Annotated in this window: 15 protein-coding genes; 12 read left to right on the top strand and 3 right to left on the bottom strand. The window is 46.1% G+C overall.

Going from position 1 to position 18,315, the window contains the following annotated elements; translation table 11 throughout:
• The 11 genes from IID12_05645 to IID12_05595 form a co-directional block, all read left to right on the top strand.
• Positions 1 to 1,392 (top strand): hypothetical protein (locus IID12_05645; protein ID MCH8288571.1); only part of this gene is annotated, 1,392 nt, incomplete at its 5' end.
• Positions 1,393 to 1,409: 17 nt separating this feature from the next.
• A complete protein-coding gene (locus IID12_05640) occupies positions 1,410 to 2,831 on the top strand; it encodes a GWxTD domain-containing protein (protein ID MCH8288570.1) in 1,422 nt (473 codons plus the stop codon).
• Between the two features lie 40 nt (positions 2,832 to 2,871).
• Positions 2,872 to 3,801, top strand: a complete 930-nt coding sequence (locus IID12_05635) for an ROK family protein (GenBank protein MCH8288569.1) — start codon at positions 2,872 to 2,874, stop codon at positions 3,799 to 3,801.
• 39 nt (positions 3,802 to 3,840) lie between these two features.
• Positions 3,841 to 5,091 carry a Glu/Leu/Phe/Val dehydrogenase gene (locus IID12_05630; GenBank protein ID MCH8288568.1) on the top strand — a complete coding sequence of 417 codons (1,251 nt, stop codon included), beginning with the start codon at positions 3,841 to 3,843 and terminating at the stop codon, positions 5,089 to 5,091.
• Positions 5,092 to 5,218: 127 nt separating this feature from the next.
• Positions 5,219 to 5,782 carry a ComF family protein gene (locus IID12_05625; GenBank protein MCH8288567.1) on the top strand — a complete coding sequence of 188 codons (564 nt, stop codon included), beginning with the start codon at positions 5,219 to 5,221 and terminating at the stop codon, positions 5,780 to 5,782.
• Positions 5,783 to 6,357: 575 nt separating this feature from the next.
• A complete protein-coding gene (locus IID12_05620; GenBank protein MCH8288566.1) occupies positions 6,358 to 7,527 on the top strand; it encodes an acyl-CoA dehydrogenase family protein in 1,170 nt (389 codons plus the stop codon).
• A gap of 6 nt (positions 7,528 to 7,533) precedes the next feature.
• A complete protein-coding gene (gene mce / locus IID12_05615; GenBank protein ID MCH8288565.1) occupies positions 7,534 to 7,953 on the top strand; it encodes a methylmalonyl-CoA epimerase in 420 nt (139 codons plus the stop codon).
• Positions 7,943 to 9,781 (top strand): excinuclease ABC subunit C, encoded by a 1,839-nt coding sequence (locus IID12_05610; protein MCH8288564.1) that lies wholly within the window; start codon positions 7,943 to 7,945, stop codon positions 9,779 to 9,781. Before mce ends, IID12_05610 begins: the two co-directional genes overlap by 11 nt.
• Positions 9,778 to 11,193 (top strand): hypothetical protein, encoded by a 1,416-nt coding sequence (locus tag IID12_05605; GenBank protein ID MCH8288563.1) that lies wholly within the window; start codon positions 9,778 to 9,780, stop codon positions 11,191 to 11,193. Before IID12_05610 ends, IID12_05605 begins: the two co-directional genes overlap by 4 nt.
• Positions 11,194 to 11,208: 15 nt before the next feature.
• Entirely contained in the window at positions 11,209 to 13,443 is a 2,235-nt protein-coding gene (gene purL / locus IID12_05600) for a phosphoribosylformylglycinamidine synthase subunit PurL (protein MCH8288562.1), read from the top strand.
• The gene (locus IID12_05595) at positions 13,440 to 14,054 is read left to right on the top strand and encodes a redoxin domain-containing protein (protein ID MCH8288561.1); all 615 of its coding nucleotides are present in this window, start codon (positions 13,440 to 13,442) and stop codon (positions 14,052 to 14,054) included. The genes purL and IID12_05595 overlap by 4 nt, the downstream gene beginning before the upstream one ends.
• A gap of 314 nt (positions 14,055 to 14,368) precedes the next feature.
• Here IID12_05595 and IID12_05590 read toward each other — a convergent pair whose 3' ends face one another.
• Genes IID12_05590 through IID12_05580 form a run of 3 tightly spaced genes read right to left on the bottom strand, consistent with a single transcriptional unit; the run spans position 14,369 to position 17,760 of the window.
• The gene (locus IID12_05590) at positions 14,369 to 15,247 is read right to left on the bottom strand and encodes a RimK family alpha-L-glutamate ligase (protein MCH8288560.1); all 879 of its coding nucleotides are present in this window, start codon (positions 15,245 to 15,247) and stop codon (positions 14,369 to 14,371) included.
• Positions 15,244 to 16,041, bottom strand: coding sequence for an inositol monophosphatase (locus IID12_05585; GenBank protein MCH8288559.1), 798 nt, complete (start codon positions 16,039 to 16,041; stop codon positions 15,244 to 15,246). The genes IID12_05590 and IID12_05585 overlap by 4 nt, the downstream gene beginning before the upstream one ends.
• A gap of 18 nt (positions 16,042 to 16,059) precedes the next feature.
• The gene (locus IID12_05580; protein ID MCH8288558.1) at positions 16,060 to 17,760 is read right to left on the bottom strand and encodes a sodium:alanine symporter family protein; all 1,701 of its coding nucleotides are present in this window, start codon (positions 17,758 to 17,760) and stop codon (positions 16,060 to 16,062) included.
• Positions 17,761 to 18,086: 326 nt separating this feature from the next.
• On the opposite strand from IID12_05580, the gene IID12_05575 reads away from it, so the two are divergent.
• Positions 18,087 to 18,315: RNA-binding protein (locus IID12_05575; GenBank protein MCH8288557.1), on the top strand; the 229-nt coding region annotated here is incomplete at its 3' end.

Here is an 18,315-nt window from a genome sequence, read left to right as displayed (position 1 = left end):
ATCGATTCACTGTTATTGAGGGAAAGAGAAATTCTCTCGGGTGATGCCGGACTTGCCGGGTCTATAAAGGGGATTGATTCTGAGATCAAGAGGGTGAACGAAAGATTGAAGCAGATGGAAGATGATGGATCCGACGAAGAGAATATCAAAAAAATGAGAGATTCGATAACAAACAAACAAACCGGGATAGATTCGCTCGAAGAACGCCAATCGGGATTTCTCAAGAGATATGAAGAAGTGATGGCAGAGGTGGAGCAGGCATCTGATGCAAAAGACAACGCATCCAGGGATCATCAGGAAGCTACGATATCTTTTGTGGCTGATGAAAGGAATCTTGAGGCGCTGAATTTCAGATTATCCGGGATTGAAGAAACCCGGAATGAAACAAAATCCCGTATTCAAGATTCTATGGAAGAGATAGCTCGTTCAGGTCATCATATAGAATCCCTGCAAAAGGAAGATGAAGAATCAAGCGGGAAGATCAGCGAATTAGAGCAGGAAAGGGAGAGCCTCTTAAGCAAACGAGACAGTTTCAACATGAGAAAAGAGGAATTCAGAGCTGAAAAAGCTGAAATAGACAAAGAGCTCAGGGAGAAGCGGAAACAGAAAGATCTCGTTGCCGAATCGACCAATGAAATGGAATTACGACTCACCGAACTTAAAATGGAATCGGAAAGAATATTCAATAACATTACGCTGTCATACAATACGGATATTTCGACTCCGCCGGAAGGAGAACCGATAAACGAAGCCAATGAGATTGAAAATTTGGAGAGGCTGAAAAATAGAATTGAAAATATGGGTCCCGTAAATATGGCTGTTGAGGATGAATTCAACAGCGAATCAGAACGGCTCGATTTTTTGATAAAACAGAGGGACGATCTTACGGCGGCAGAAAAATCGCTGATGACCACAATGAAACAGATTGACGATAGCGCCAGAAAAAAGTTTATGGACGCGTTTGATAAGATTAGAGAGAATTTTCAGAGGACGTTCTCGATGTATTTTGAAGGTGGCGAGGCGGACCTCATTTTAAAGGAAGACGAGGACCCGCTTGAAGCGACGATAGAGATCACCGCAAGACCCCCCGGAAAAAGAAATCAAGCGCTCAAGCAGCTGTCCGGAGGCGAAAAAGCATTAACCGCTATTGCACTTTTATTTGCCATATACTTGGTTAAACCGAGTCCGTTTTGTATATTAGATGAGATTGATGCGCCGTTAGATGATGCAAATATCAGGCGCTTTAGTTCAGTACTTGAAAAGTTTGCTGAAGATACACAGTTTATTGTTGTGACCCATAACAAAGACACTATGAAATCAGCCGGAACTCTTTATGGAGTTACTATGGAAGAGGTTGGCGTATCTAAGGTAGTATCGGCAAAGTTAAATTAGAATTTAACGGTTATAAATTGAAAAGAGCACTCTCCATAGCCGCTGCGGTACTATTTGTCTCGTTTCTGCATGAAAATATCAGCGGACAGGTTTCTGATTATTCTAAGGAGCAGATCTCCTTCGATGTCGATTATGCATCATTCAGGGGTGCAGAAGGAACGCTCAACCTTGAGATCTACCTTCTCGTATCAAGGGCGGAATTCGATTTTGTCGAGGTAAACGGCAAATACGCATCTAAACATTCAATAGATGTGCAACTGATAAGTAACGATTCACTAATAGCCGGCGATTCATGGGAAAGAGTGGATAGGACGGACGATTCGGGCACTGTTTTATCTACGCAGCTATTACCGGATTTTACAGCCTTCAACGTACAGCCGGGAGCGTATGATCTTGTTGTTACCTTTAAAGACCTAAACACAAACATTACGGGAGTAAGGAATCTTAACATCGTTATCAATTCTTTCGGTAAAAACGAGCTCGTGATCAGTGATTTGGAGTTTGCCACGGCGATTACAGAGACCGATAAAAGTGGAATATTCACCAAATACGCAAGAGACATTGTTCCGAATGCCGCTTTGATATACGGAATCGAGATTCCCGTTCTATACTTATATTGTGAGATATACAACTTTTCAGAGAATGGTGAGGAAGAGTCCAACAATTATCAGGTAGAATACAGCATTACAGATCTAAACGGTGTAGAGATTATTAATCCAAGTCCTAAAGTGTATGAGAAACCCGGGTCCTCAAGTATTGAGATGGGAGGTCTTAGTGTTGTCTCACTTCAGAGCAGGGGTTACTATTTTAGAATTAAAGTCACCGACCTGGCTACCGGTATAATCGCAACGCGGAGCAAGAAATTTTTTGTTTACAAACCTGGTGATGTGCAGGCTGTAACTGATTTTGACGAACATTTTCCTTCCGGGATGTACGGCATGCTGGAAGGCATATATGCTGAGATGACGCTCGAAGAGCTGGACGAAGAATGGAATATGATGAAGATTCTCGGAACAAAAGCTGAAAAAAACTTATTCAAGAAATCAGATGAAGCCGGAAAGCGTAAAGTTATGGCGACTTTCTGGAATGCCCGGGAGGGAGTAATCAGCCGCGAAATATTTATTGAAAGGGCATCAATCGCAATTCAGAAGTGGTCAGGGTTAAGACCGGGGTGGAAAACGGACAGAGGGAGAATACTTCTTACGTATGGCAGACCCGATGAAATTGAAAGAGAACCGCACGGTATGAACTCCAGACCATATGAGGTATGGAGATATTTTGACTTAGAGGGTGGAGTCGAATTTGTATTTGTGGACAAGCAAGGTTTCTCCGAATTTGAACTTGTACATTCAAACGCAAGAAATGAACTGCATGACTACAATTGGACTAGATGGATCCAGGTATCCGGCTTTCAGCAAGGCGCCGACATCGGACGCTGAGATTTTTAATTAAGGGATCTTACGGTAAGGTATAGGGTTGATGTCGGGGAATTCGAGAGAAGGGATGAGAATAGGCATTGACCTCGGAGGGTCCAAATACAGGTTAGGGCTCGTAAGCCTGAATTCAGAACTCATCGGTGACTCGATTCGCGTCTCGGTCGACGAGATCAATGACGCAGACGACTTAATAGACTCTATTGCAATATCCGTTAACGACCTCATGAGTTCACAGCAAGTCGCCCGAGAAGAAATCATAGGAGTCGGGATGGGATGCCCCGGTCCCATAGACATCAAATCCGGTGTGATTCTACACACTCTAAATATGACTTATCTGAGAGATTTTCCTCTCCTGAAACGGATGAAAGAGAAGCTCTCCATGGAAGTCGTTCTCGGTAACGACGCAAACTGTTTTGTACTTGGTCAGCAGATAGCCGGCGCCGCAAAAGGTTGTATAAACGTGTTCGGTATTACGCTCGGAACCGGATTTGGCTGCGGTATGATAATAGACGGCAGGTTATATGAGGGCGCAACCGGAACAGCTGCCGAATACGGAATTTCACACTACCTCGAAGGAGAGTTCGAGGATTATGTCAGCGGGAGAGGACTCAAGTCGATATACAAAAAAATATCCGGAAACAGCAAAAGACCGTTTGAGATAGAAGAAACGGCGCGGGGCGGCGCACCTGAAGCCATGCAGGCATTTGCCGAATTCGGCAGGCATATAGGGAACGCTCTGTCTCATGTTGTAAATCTTATTGATCCCGAAATGATAGTTATCGGGGGTTCTATAGCAAATTCGTATGATCTGTTTATCGAACCGCTTAAGAAATCATTACTGTCCGGAGTGAGCGAACTGCCCGCTCAGAATTTGAAAATAAGAAAAGCGGAGAACGGGGAATTAAATACGATTATCGGAGCGGCAAAGTTGTTTGATTCGAGAACAAACTTTAACCCACCTAACAGCAGATAATTCTTAACTAAATATATTAAGCCGAATAAGGAGATGTAAATGGAAAATAACAATAATTCGTTTGACATGGCGATGCAAAATTTTGATACGGCTGCGGAGAAATTGGGTCTTACCGAAAATATGAGGAACAGGATCAAGCATCCTCAAAGGTCTCTGATCGTTTCCGTTCCCGTCCGATTGGATAACGACAGCATAATACGATTTGAAGGATTCAGAGTTCAGCACAGCACCATGATGGGTCCGGCAAAGGGAGGAGTCAGGTACCATCCCGACGTTACACTCGATGAGATAAAGGCTTTAGCAACCTTGATGACATGGAAATGCGCTGTTGCCGGCATTCCTTACGGCGGCGGTAAAGGAGGTATTACATGCGACCCTAAAAAAATGTCTGAAAGAGAATTGGAGAGGTTGACGCGTAGATATGTCAGCGAGATCATGCCTATTATCGGTCCTGAGAAGGATATTCCGGCGCCCGACGTTTCTACAAACGCCCAGACTATGGCTTGGATGATGGATACTTTCAGCGTCAATAAAGGATATACAGTACCGGGAGTCGTCACCGGAAAACCGCTGGAGATAGGCGGGTCATTGGGCAGGGAATCCGCCACTGCCCGGGGTACAGTCTATTCAATTGAGAACGCCGCAAAATACATCGGTTTAGATCTCTCTAACGCAACTTGCGCGGTTCAGGGGTATGGAAATGCCGGCAGTATAGCCGCGAGATTAATAAAAGAAGTCGGTGTCAAGGTGATAGCAGTTTCAGATTCTAAAGGGGGGATATTCGATCCGACAGGATTAGACCCGGATAAGGTATTGGAACATAAATCTAAAACAGAATCTGTGATCGGTTATTCGGGTTCAGACGAAATTTCTAATGAAGATCTCCTCACTATTGATTGCGATATATTGATCCCCGCTGCATTAGAAAACGTGATAACGAAAAAAAACGCCTCAGAAATAAAAGCGAAGATAGTGGCTGAAGCAGCGAACGGACCGACGACACCTGATGCGGATCACATTCTTGAAGAGAATGGTGTTTTCATAATACCGGATATACTCGCCAACGGAGGAGGCGTGACGGTTTCGTACTTTGAATGGGTACAGAATGTTCAACATCTCTTTTGGACTGAAGATGAGATAAACAGGCGATTACGCGAGATAATGGACCATTCATTTGGCGCTGTTATCGAAGTCAAGGAGAAATACAAAGCGCCTATGCGCATCGCGGCTAATATGCTTGGGATAAGTCGCGTTTCCAAAGCGGCTGAACTGAGAGGGCTCTATCCCTAATAGCACGAACGATGTAACGGCCGATCAGATTCGTTCTCCCTTTCGGGATTTATGGCTGAGTCTTGTGGATTTTGTCTATCCTCCTTATTGTATCCTGTGCGAGGGTGAACTCGAGCGGAAGCACAAGTTGGTCTGTCAGAGTTGCTGGAATCGCTTAGAACCTTTCGAGACGGCAGAAACTTATATTTCACAAAACAGGATATTATCGGTTTATCCTTATTCCAATCAGATGCGGACAATTATTCATCAACTGAAATATTTCGGAAAGCTGCATCTGGCTGAACATCTCGGGCAGGCTATGGCGGATCTTCTGATAAAAGACAAAAAGATAAGAACAGCGGACTTCGTGATACCGGTACCCCTCCATAAGGTGAAGAAAAGATCGAGAGGGTTCAATCAAAGTGATTTGCTCGCTCGCAAAATTTCTCAAACATCCGGAATAAACGTGATTGATAATATTCTCCTTAGAAAGAGATACACGCAAAAGCAATCACTGCTGCCAATCGATAAAAGAGCAAAGAATGTGGAGGGCGCTTTCGAAGTAAAAAATGGTGATATACTGCAAGGTAAAAACCTCGTATTAGTTGATGATATTATTACGACGGGCAGCACGGTTAATGAATGTATTAAAGTATTGAGGGATGCAGGAAGCGGAAACGTAACTGCCCTTGCCGCTGCTGTCTCCGCCTGAGTACCTAAAACCACCCCTAAATCCCCTCCTTGGTAAGGAGGGAACTTTCTTCTCCCATCTTTGATGGGATTCGTAGGGGGGGTTATTAACCCTCCTTATTATTCGGGCCTGCCCGACTAATGTTAGGCGGGCGGGTCACAGACCCGCCCCTACGATTGAGCTGAATATGGAGTGCATCCGGCAGCCGCCTGGCATCCCCGCCAGACCGATGTCGGGCTGGAGTCGGACAGGCCCGCCTGAGATTAGTTGTGCAGGGTTGTGTGTGCGTTGAAGGTACTTATAATAAACCGTTAAAACGGTTTTCACCTACATTCGGCGTATAGCTGACCCCTGACTTAAGTCAGGGGATAATAAGAATCCTAAATATGTAACCATTTTAATGGTTTCTCAGAATGACATTATGCGAGTCAGGGCTTGCCCGCCTGGCATCAGTCGGACAGGCCCTGACCGCCGCTTATGAAGGTAATGGCATCTTTTCGTAAGTGAGAGCTACACTCATTCGAATTTCCACCGATTGCAAGTTCACAGCTTTGTTAGTATATTCCGATCTGTAAATACATTGATAAGAGGACTGTTTGAAAGCTTACAAAGGGGTGGATTTCTATGCTGTCGATGACCTGTTCAGCGACGAAGAACGTCTGATCAGGGACACCGTACGTTCGTTCGTGAGTGAGAAGGTATTACCCGAAATTACCGTTTATCACCGTGAGGGAAAGTTCCCTGTAAAATTCATTAAACCAATGGCGGAGTTGGGAATTCTCGGAGTCAACCTGCCTCAAGAGTATGGTTGTGCCGGTTCCAACAACATCGTTTACGGTTTGGTATGCCGGGAGTTGGAACGGGGTGATTCCGGAATCAGGAGCTTCGTCAGTGTACAGGGATCGCTTGTAATGTGGCCGATATTCAGTTTTGGAAGCGAAGAACAAAAGAAGAAGTGGCTGCCGCTTATGGCTCAGGGAAAGGCGGTAGGCTGCTTCGGATTGACAGAACCCGACCATGGTTCAGACCCTATGGGGATGACCACCACAGCTAAGCTTGATGGAAATGAATGGGTTCTCAACGGCTCAAAGATGTGGATAACAAACGGTTCGATAGCGGACGTGGCAGTCGTGTGGGCCAAAACCGATGAAGAGATTAAAGGATTTCTCGTCGAAAGGGATACCGGCGGTTTTTCAACGAACGAAATCAAGGGTAAGCTCTCTCTTAGAGCGTCGGACACTGCTGAACTCGTATTTGAGGAATGCAGGATTCCGAAAGATAACGTTCTGCCGGGAAGCAGCGGAATCAAATCTCCACTCTCCTGCCTGACTCAAGCAAGATACGGGATTGCATGGGGAGCGATTGGAAGCGCAATGGCCTGTTATGACGAGGCGGTGAATTACTCTGCGGAAAGGATCCAATTCGGTAAACCATTAGCCTCGTTTCAACTCGTTCAGCGAAAGCTCGTAAAAATGCTGAGCGGAATAACCAAAGCACAGCTGTTAGCTCACAGAATCGGAACTCTTAAAGACGAAAACAAAGTTACGGCTGAACAGGTTTCGCTCGCAAAAAAAGAAAACGTCAAGATGGCTCTCGAAACCGCGCGAATGACGAGAGATATTTTAGGAGCTGCGGGAATCACGGATGAGTATCAGGCAATGCGGCACATGGCTAATTTAGAATCAGTCTATACCTATGAAGGCACGAACGATATACACACCTTGATAATTGGAAAACATATTACCGGAATAGATGCGTTCAGCTGATATCAGATGAAAAAAATAGATCATATCGCCATCGCCGTTAATTCCCTGGATGAGTCGGTGAAACTTTTCAACGACCTGCTTGAAGCTGAACCGGAGCTGGAACACGTTCCTGATGAGATGGTCAACACCGCTGTTTACAGATTAGCCGGCGTCTCATTGGAGTTGGTGGAACCCGTATCACATAATAGTCCCGTAAGTGAATTTCTTGAAAAAAGAGGGAGCGGACTGCACCACATCTGCTTTCAAGTTGAAGATATCAACAGCGCCATCGACGTCTTGCAGAAAAAAGGGTTCGAGCTGATAGACGGAAATCCCAAAAAAGGGAGTGGAGGCACGAGTATCGTTTTTCTTCATCCGAAGAGCACTGGAGGAGTACTGATAGAATTGAATTCGAAGCCTGAAGGTGAGACTGAAAATGCCGATTGACATATCGAACCCCAAACTTTCAGATGTTCCCAAATCCCCCGGATGCTATCTTTTCAAGGATGCAGCGGGAGAGATAATATACGTCGGAAAGGCTAAGGTACTGGGAAACAGGGTTCGTTCGTATTTCCTGAAGGGCAGATCCAAAGACGGTAAAACACTTCTTTTGGTGAAAAAAATTGAAAGCGTTGATTGGATTGTCACGGACAACGAAGTAGAGGCTTTGATTCTTGAAGCGAACCTGATAAAAGAGCATCTGCCACGATACAACATAACACTCAAGGACGATAAGAGCTTCCCGTACATCAGGATAACCAACGAACCGTATCCACAGGTCTTTCTAACAAGGAAGGTGGTCCGGGACGGATCAAAATATCTCGGACCTTTCACGAATGTGAAAAAGGTAAGGGACGCTTTAAAAATCGTAAAAAAAGTCTTTTCAATAAGATCATGTTCCTATCATATCGATGACGACTTCATAAAAGCGAAAAAAGTTAAGGTCTGCCTCGACTATCACATCGATAAATGCGAAGGTCCTTGTGAGGGTTTGGTATCTCAAGCGGATTATAATTCGATGCTTCGCCAGGTCGAGGATTACCTGAACGGAAAAACTACGAGCGTGATAGGCTACCTGACGGAAAAGATGAAAACCGCTGCGGTTGAAGAAGAGTTTGAGGAGGCCGCTAAGATCAGAGACCAGCTTTTCGCCGTGAAAAAGAGAGCGGATTCCCAGAAGGTTGAAACTTTCGAGGAGATTGACAGAGATTTTATCGCCATGGCAAGGATAGATGAGGATGCCTGTGGAGTGGTGTTCAGAGTAAGAGAGGGGAAGCTGCTTGGTCAGGAGCACTTTTTTTTGAAGGGAGTTGAGGATGAAAATACGGAATTAATATTTGATCAGTTTTTAGGACAATACTACACGAACTCGGAATATGTACCGGGCGAAGTATACCTCGAGCGGTATCCGGCTGAACGTGAAGCGATTGAAATATGGCTTAAGCGAAAAAGAGGCGGGGCGGTAAGGCTTTTTATTCCGATGCGCGGGAAGAAACGAAATCTGCTCAGGATGGCATTAAAAAACGCCGAACTCCACTTAAAAGAGCATCTATTGAACAAAAAAGCAAGGGCTGATTACGTAACGAAAAGCCTGTCGGCGCTGAAGAAAGACATTGGAATGGAGATCGTACCGCGCCGGATAGAAGCATTTGATATATCGAACATCCAGGGGAAGGACGCCGTCGGGTCGATGGTGTGCTTCATAAACGGCACTGCGAGAAAAAATGAATACAGAAAATTCAAAATTAAATCTGTAGAAGGACCTGATGATTTTGCAATGATGAGAGAAGTGCTGTTAAGGAGGTATCGCAGGGTTTTGGACGAAGAGAAGGCGCTCCCGGACCTAATCCTGATCGACGGGGGGAAGGGTCAGCTGTCCGCCGCACTTTCAGTATTAAAAAATCTCGACCTCCTTGACATCGAAGTGGTGGGACTCGCAAAGCGGTTGGAAGAGATATATAAACCCGGTCAGAGCGAACCGCAAAACATATCAAAATCTTCTCCGGGATTAATCCTTCTCAGAAAAATACGGGATGAGGCACACAGGTTTGCGCTCTCTTACCACCGGCAACTCAGGAAAAAACGTAACCTGCATTCAGTGCTCGACGATATTCCCGGAGTAGGTCCGAGCAAGAGAAACGCACTCCTTGCCGAGTTTCAATCTGTGATGGATATTAAGGACGCTAAGATCGAGGACATCAAAGCAGTCCGCGGAATATCGACAAAACTCGCCGAATCGATTAAAAAACAGCTATCGGAAATTCTCGCCGGATGAATAGATCAGTAATATTAGTTTCATTAATATTATTCATATTCAATTCGTTCACCTACGGTCAAAAAGTATCAGAACAGTCCACACTCGTACACCCGCAATTCAAACACGCTCCTGTAAGAAAAGTCGGAAAGTACCATCTCATGATGTACGCTGGTCTGAGCGCGAGAGTGAAAGACCCTCAAGGTATTGCGGCAGTGAAGCTCATATCGCGCGACGACCCGGACGTAGCAAAAGACGACGATGAGATAACCGTATACGGAGTAAACAGCGGGGACAACACAATAATTTATAATAATTCTCTTCTCTCCATAGATATATACGGTGCTGACCTCCCGGATGAACAGCGATTGAACGCGCCTCACGGTATCACGGCTAATCCTGAGGGGAGGGTACTTGTAGCTGATACCGGTAATGACAGGATAGTGGAGCTGAAAGACACAGGGATTTTGTCATACGTGAGGTCGTTCGGGAAGAAAGGAGATGCCCCTGGAGAATTCAATAGTCCCTTGGACGTAGCGATGGACTCACAGGGAAATTTTTATGTCGTTGACAGCGGAAACAACCGTATTCAAATATTCTCATCAGAAGGAATGCTGTTGAACGTGTGGGGCGGGGAAAACAATATATCATTGAACAACCCGGTCTCGATAGTGGTTACTGACCCCCTTGAGAGGTGGTCGTACCAAAAGGTCGGATTTGCGGTTATTTTAAACGATGGAGGTAAGGAGCTCTTAAAGGTATCGAGCGATGGAGCGCTCCTCAAGAAGATTAGCGGGGAGGATTTCGGTTACCCCGGAGCCGAATTTGCGTATGCAGCGCTCGACTTCTACAACAACATTTACGTAACGGATAAATCAAATCATGTCATACATAAATTCACTTCTGCTCTTTCTCACCTGACAACTTTCGGAGGAAAGGGAAAAGATAAAAACGAGTTTATAGAACCGAGAGGGATTGCTATCTGGCGCAGACTCGGACAGGTGATTATAGCAGAAAAAGCGACCGTGCAATATTATTTGATCGGTACAGAACTGCAGGGCGTGAAAGTAGAGAAATTGATGGGAGGAGTGTTCATCACCGGCAGTGTCACTGAAAGGTCGTATCTCAAGATCGATATATTTGATTCAGAGGGGAATTTTGTCAGAAGATTAAACAGAACCGGCAAAAAATACGGTCCGGGTAAAGTTACTTTCAAGTGGAACATGATGCCGGGGAAGTTCGAACAAATTTACAAGAATGTAGACGGTTACAAACGAAAAAAGGAATATCCGATTGACCAAAAAGTACCTCCGGGTGAGTATAAAATATTATTAGAAGCGAAGGCGACATACTCATCAAAAAAATATTTTGTGGATAAGGTTGAGTTGAAAATTGAGATTGACGCCGACGGCAACATAATGACGCTTAACTGAGTAGAATAAAGAGAATTGAAAGAAATTGAAGTAACACCCGATGTCGTCCGTGAACACGGGTTCACCGAAGACGAGTTTGAAAGAGTTAAAAATATTCTCGGGCGAACTCCGAATTTCACCGAGTTGGGGATATACTCGGTTATGTGGAGTGAACACTGTTCGTATAAATCATCGATAACAGAGCTGAAAAAATTACCGAAGGAAGGAGAGCATATTCTCGCAGGCGCGGGAGAGGAGAACGCGGGGTTGGTGGATATCGGCGATGGGATCGCCATAGCATTCAAGATCGAAAGTCACAATCATCCTTCGGCAATTGAGCCGTATCAGGGCGCGGCAACAGGTGTAGGGGGAATCCTGAGAGACATCTTCAGTATGGGCGCCAGACCTGTGGCGTCACTCAACTCATTGAGGTTCGGATCATTGGAAAACCCACGGAACAGATACCTGCTCGATGGCGTCGTCCGGGGTATTGGTGACTATGGAAACTGTATGGGAGTTCCGACCGTTGCCGGAGAGATTTATTTTGATCCTTGCTATGAAGGAAATCCGCTCGTAAACGCAATGACAGTCGGAGTCGTGAGGCATAGAGACACTGTCCGCGCAATAGCCAAGGGCGAGAAAAACAGCGTGATGCTCCTCGGTTCCTCTACAGGACGCGACGGGATTCACGGCGCTACTTTTGCGTCGGTGGAACTATCGGAGAAGTCGGAAGAGAAAAGGCCTGCCGTACAGGTAGGAGATCCGTTCACGGAAAAGCTTCTGTTAGAAGCGTCGCTCGAACTGGCGCAGAAAAAACTACTTGTGGGTATGCAGGATATGGGCGCCGCCGGGATAATCTGTTCCACTTCGGAGATGTCGGAAAAAGGGAATGTGGGGATGGAAATAGACCTCACAAAGGTGCCCCTTCGCGAACGGGGAATGATTCCCTATGAAATTTTACTCTCTGAATCGCAGGAAAGAATGCTTCTCGTCGTCAGAAAAGGAAAAGACGGGGAGGTGCTGAAAATAGCTGAAAAATGGGGCTTGAATTGCGTTAAAATCGGTGAGGTATCACCTGAGCCCGAACTTAAGTTCAAGATGAACGGAAAGAGTAATGCTGTCGTTCCTGCCGAATCATTAGTGCTTGGTGGAGGAGCTCCGGTCTACAGCCGTGAAAGTAAACAACCTGAATATCTTCAGAAGATAATGGAGTTCAAGGTCGACAGCGTTCCTGTGCCGGATGATCTCGAAGCGACCTTCTTCAATCTTTTGACGTCACCCAATATTGCAAGTAAGAGATGGATTTATCGGCAATATGACAGTACGGTTCAAACTAACACGGTAACCGGACCCGGAATAGCCGATGCCGCTGTAGTGCGAATCAAAGAGTCCCCTAACAAAGCGATCGCCCTGAAAACTGACGGCAATGGGAGGTACGCTTACGTTAACCCGCGGAAGGGCGGAATTATAGCTGTTGCCGAATCAGCGAGAAATGTGGTCTGCACGGGAGCGAAACCGATTGCTATTACCAACTGCCTGAACTTCGGAAACCCGGAGGATCCCGAAGTGTTCTGGACGTTTAAGGAGGTGGTGGCTGGAATCGGGGAGGCATGTGTCGCTCTGAACACTCCGGTTACGGGGGGAAACGTCAGCTTTTACAACGAGAATCCCGATTCAGCCGTATATCCCACACCTGTGATAGGAATGCTCGGACTTATAGAAGATCTAAGCCATATACGCGGAGCCGGATTCGTCGATGAAGGCGATTTTGTAATGCTTATCGGAAGTCTTGAAGGATGTATAGGCGGATCGGAATACTTGAGCGCTATCCATGGCAGAGTAGAAGGAGACGCACCCGATATCGACCTTGAGTACGAAAAGAACGTTCAGCAGGCGGTGCTTTTTGGAATAAAAGAAGGGATCATCAAATCCGCCCATGATATTTCCGACGGCGGTCTGTCTGTTGCGCTTGCCGAATGTTGTCTGTTGGGTAGAAACAACTTTGGCGTAAATATCGTACTGAATAGAAAGGTCAGGGACGATGAATTGCTTTTTGGGGAAACCCAATCGGCGATTATCGTCAGCATCGCGGAGAGTGATTTGATGAAGGTGAAAAGGATCGGAGCAAAGCATGGGGTAACCTGCGAGGCGCTCGGCAGGGTGACTGGACGGAATTTGAAAATAAACTCGCTTATTGACATACCGGTAACTGAATTGAGATCTGAATATGAGTCAGCGATACCAAAACTTATGGAAAGGAGTTTAATATGAATAGAACACTGCCAATACTAATTGTTATGCTGCTCATGGCTTCGCCCGGTCTAACCCAGGAGCATGAATACACTGATTTAGAAAAGATAGACCTGTCGAAGATCGAGGACTACGTCGTTAAAAAAACTACGGGCAATTATTCGTCAATACAAAAGTTGCCAAATTTTGTATTACAGGACACGTCCGGCAAAATACAGGATTTTTATAAGTTCTTGAAAGGGAAGAAGATAGTTCTCCTCACATTTATGAGAGCGGACTGCGAAAACACCGAGTTTGAATATCCGAATATAGAAAGGAACTATCTGAAATATAAAGATAGGGGATTCGACGTATTTGCCGTAATGGAGTATTCCGATCCGGAACATCTCGAGGCATTTTTGCTGACAAATTTCCCTCCTTTCACGATGACTCTCGGTACCCGTACCAAAGAGGACGAGGATATCCGGTTCCTTACCGACCATTACCGGTTAAGAAAATCGCTTGGTGACACACGGAAGTGGGGGACACCCTTCAGCTTTTTGATCAAGGATGGTGATCTTCAGAACGTCTGGTATGTAGGCGGTGAATTTAAACCGGGTGATTTAGAGAAATTCCTTAAGGAAAATCTTTAGTAGTTAATCATTGTTTAACCGCCCGTAAAAGCATCCAGTGGCAGTCAGGACCACCGCCGTTGGCGGGACTAACGCTTGTCCTGACGCCGTTAGGGCACGGTTTGGCGGTCAGTCCGTCAGCTGACGGATGACTCGCACCCGGGCTGCCAGCCTGATGTCAAGCGGGATCCGCTTCTTCGCAATAACGGGGAATTGTCCGTAGGGGTTACACACCCCGTCTTCTAACCTCTTACGAGGTTAGAATCCACCCCTCTCAAGAGGGGGGTAAAAGAGCAGTCTCAGGGTAGAGTGGAGAGTAAAGTTTAGAGATGTATCTAATTAGCTGCCGTTTGTTCGGCGTATTTAATGATCTCTTCGGCTACGTCTACGCCGGTGGCTTTTTCAATTCCCCGTAAGCTCGGCGAGGAGTTCAGCTCGATGACAATCGGTTCACCGGGTATATCAAAAAAATCGACACCCGCTATTTCAAGTCCGAGAACTTTCGCCGCTTTCAGTGCGGTCTCTTCCTGAACTGACGTAAGTTTGACCGCCGTTCCGGTACCCCCGCGATGGATGTTCGACCTGAACTCCTCCGCGGCGGCTTCGCGCTTCATCGCCGCAACCACTCTGTCTCCGACAACAAACGCACGAATGTCTTTCCCGCGCGATTCAGACACAAACTGCTGTATCAGAATATCCTGCCCTAAGTTCCAGAGCGTATCAAGAGTCGATTCGAAAGACTGCCTTGTTTCTGATAGTATGACGCCTATTCCCTGGGTACCCTCGATAAGCTTCAGAATTATCGGAGGACCGTCGGTCAGCTGAAGAGCCCTGACAAGCTGATTCGGGTTTCGAGCCATCACGGTTTTAGGGATATGAATTCCTTTGCTTGCTAAAATTTGCAACGCCCGCATCTTGTCACGAGACCTGCTTATCGAATCCGCATCATTGATGACGCGCGAGCCGAGGATTTCGAAATGTCTTACCACTGATATCCCATAGTTGGTTAGGGTAGTGCCGATTCGGGGAATAATTACATCCGGGGGTTTCACCTTGCGTCCCGAATAATATATCGAATGCTGATAACTCATCAGGTTTAGCTGACATTTTAATGGATTGAAAACGAGAACCTGGTGACCCCGTTTTCTCGCAGTGTCTCTTATTCTTTTGGTCGAATAAATTCTGCTCCCTTTTGAAATGATTCCGATTCTCATAATTTTTCCGCTCTGTCCCTCGCCCTTTCGAGCGCAGCTATCGTCTCCTGATGTATTAAGCCGTTCGTAACGAGAATATCACCTGATTCGACGTCGAAAGCGCTTCCGAAAGGCGAGCTTATTTCACCTCCCGCCTCCTTGAGTATTATGCTCCCCGCCGCTATGTCCCACGGCCGCAATCGGAATTCATAAAACAGGTCAAACCTCCCGAGAGCTGTGTAACAGATATCGAGGGCGGCGGAACCAAGTCGCCGCAGCCCCTGAGAACTCGACAGCATCTCTCTGACCGTTTCTATGACCAGTTCGAATATCCCTTCAGATTCATAGGGAAATCCGGTTGCTGCAAGCGCGTTACTCAATTTGTCCACTTTTGAGACCGATATTTTTTCTCCGTTCAATTTTGCGCCTGTTCCGGCGGCGGCGCTGAATTCCTCCCTGTGATATGGGTCGAATACTACTCCGGCTTCAATAGTTCCTTCGCTTTCATACGCTATCGATACACTGAATCCGGGAAGCGAATGAGCGAAATTCGTAGTCCCGTCAAGCGGGTCAACGATCCAACGTTCGGGCTTTCTGCCGTGTGATTCTACTTTCTCCTCTGAGGTTATATGAATATCTGGAGCTAATTTCGACAGCAAATTCAGTATAGCCTCATCAGATTCCCGGTCGGCTTCCGAAACGAGATCGATCTTACCCTTGAAATCAATTCTTCCGGCATTTCCGAGACGCTTCATAAGGACTGTTCCCCCCTCTTGAGCGGCTAATCGAGCTATTTCAAGATGCTCAAGACTCAATATACACCCAAAAAATACTTATTCGGAAATTTCTTTGTTTCCACTTTGATATTTGTCGGCATATTCTTTCGTCATCTTGACGAGAAGCGGAGAAAGCAGCAAGATAGCTATCAGGTTAGGAACCACCATAAACCCGAGCGCGATATCGCCGAAAGTCCAGGCCATATTGATCGTGAGATTCGCACCGACAAAAACGGCAATGGAAAAAACTATCCGGTACGGCATAATTCCTTTTCGTCCGACGAGGAACTCCACTCCTCTGTCACCATAGTAGCTCCAGGCGATAGAGGTGGAAAAGGCGAATAAAATTACCGCAATGGTAACAAAGTAGTTGCCCCAGTTTCCCGGGAGACCGTGACTGAACGCTTGAGCGGTCAAATTTGCGCCCGTAAGCAACATAGTCCCCGTTATGGCTAGCTGTTCTTCCTGAGCTGTTAAATCGATATTCCCATTATCGGTCATTTTTATCGAACCTGTGAAAGCGGTCTCATTTCCTTCTAATCCGGAAAGTTTGAGAATTTTGGGCACTCCGATGTCTCCCATTTCACGGAATAACCATACATTTTCCTGAATAACGCCGTTTTGGACTTCAAGCGTACCCGATTTCGGTTCCTGATCCTTTAAATTAAACAGATCGACATTGTCCGGAGAACCCACATAGAATGTGACTTCAGCGAGGTTTGCGCCTGAAATGCGGTTCTCGTATTTTTCCTGCCAGACTCCTGTGGTGATAATGACCAGTCCGGTCATTGTGCAGATGGTTAGAGTATCGAGAAAAGGTCCCATCAAACCGATTATTCCTTCGCGTACGGCTTCTTTGGTCTTTGCGGCCGCATGGGCGATAGGCGCGGAGCCTTGTCCCGCTTCATTGGAAAACAAACCTCGTTTTACTCCCCAGACCAGGGTCATCACCCAGGCGGAACCGAAAAATCCGCCCATTTTACCCTGCGGAGTGAACGCACCGTCGAAAACCGCCTTGAATGCGGCAGGAATGCCTTCTGCGTTGACGAATAGGATGTAAATTGCAGCGATTGCATATAAGACCGTCATGAACGGCACTAATTTGCTCGTAACCTTTGCAAGTCTTTTGATTCCTCCGACAATCACTATCGCGACAAGGACGGCGAGGACAACTCCCGAAACAAACGGAGGAATTCCGAAATCCCGTTCGACCGCGGAGGCAACAGTGTTCGACTGAACCATGTTGGGCGTATTGAAAGAGCCGATAATCAGAAAGACTGCAAAGAAGATTGCCATCCACTTAAATTTGGGTCCCAAGCCGTGTAGGATCGTGTACATCGGTCCGCCGGAGGCAGACCCATCCTCGTTTATCCTGCGGAACTTATGAGAAAGAGCTATCTCGGCGTATTTGGTAGCCATACCGAAAAATCCGGTCACCCAAATCCAGAAGAGAGCGCCCGGACCACCCCAATGGATCGCTGTTGCAACCCCCGCTATGTTACCGATGCCGATGGTAGCGGATAGAGCGGTAGATAATGCCTGAAAATGTGTAACGTCGCCTTCATCATCCGGATCGTCAAATTTTCCCCTCACAATATCGAGCGCATGCTTGAACTGGGTAAATTGGATCAACTTCAATCTGATGGTAAGAAATACTCCTGTGCCTACCAGAAGCACTATCGTAAACCAGGGCTGAATTTCCGGGCTTCCCCATATATAGGCGTTTATATTGTCAAGAATGTTTTGAAGTTTATGCATTTAGCCTCCTTAAAGCGGCTTTATCGTATTATCATCTGACAAAAACAGGTTGCTGCTCCGCTGAATATTGATATTTACTTTTCTATGCATTTGTAATACGTTCACCCCCGGAAAAGCAGGATATTAGTCATTCAATCCCGATTTGTCAAGATAATTTCCGGTAGAGTCCTGAATCTTTTTCAGGTGTTGAACTAATCCCAGGGATTTCACGCAGCTGTAATTTTCCGTTTGTAATAAACGACTGTCATAAATATATTCATCGGATTGTTTGTTCAACGATTTGGTTTGGCTTTGGTTGTAAACACTGAATTCAGGTTTTAAGAGTTATGAAACTTTTTGTAGGAAATCTTTCCAAAGAGGTTACTGCAGATCAATTGCTCAAAGTGTTCGAAGAACACGGGTGGGTAGATTCGGTCGAAATTATCAAGGAAAGTGAATCCGGCATTTCGATGGGGTTCGGGTTCGTGGTGATGTCGACTTCAACTGACGGTCAGAAGGCGATGGCCGGACTGAATGGTAAAGAAATATTCGGGCAGACGATAGACGTTGCCGAAG

The organism is Candidatus Neomarinimicrobiota bacterium (assembly GCA_022567655.1).
Lineage (GTDB): Bacteria > Fidelibacterota > SORT01 > SORT01 > SORT01 > JADFGO01.
This window is presented reverse-complemented; position numbering and strand designations above follow the sequence as displayed.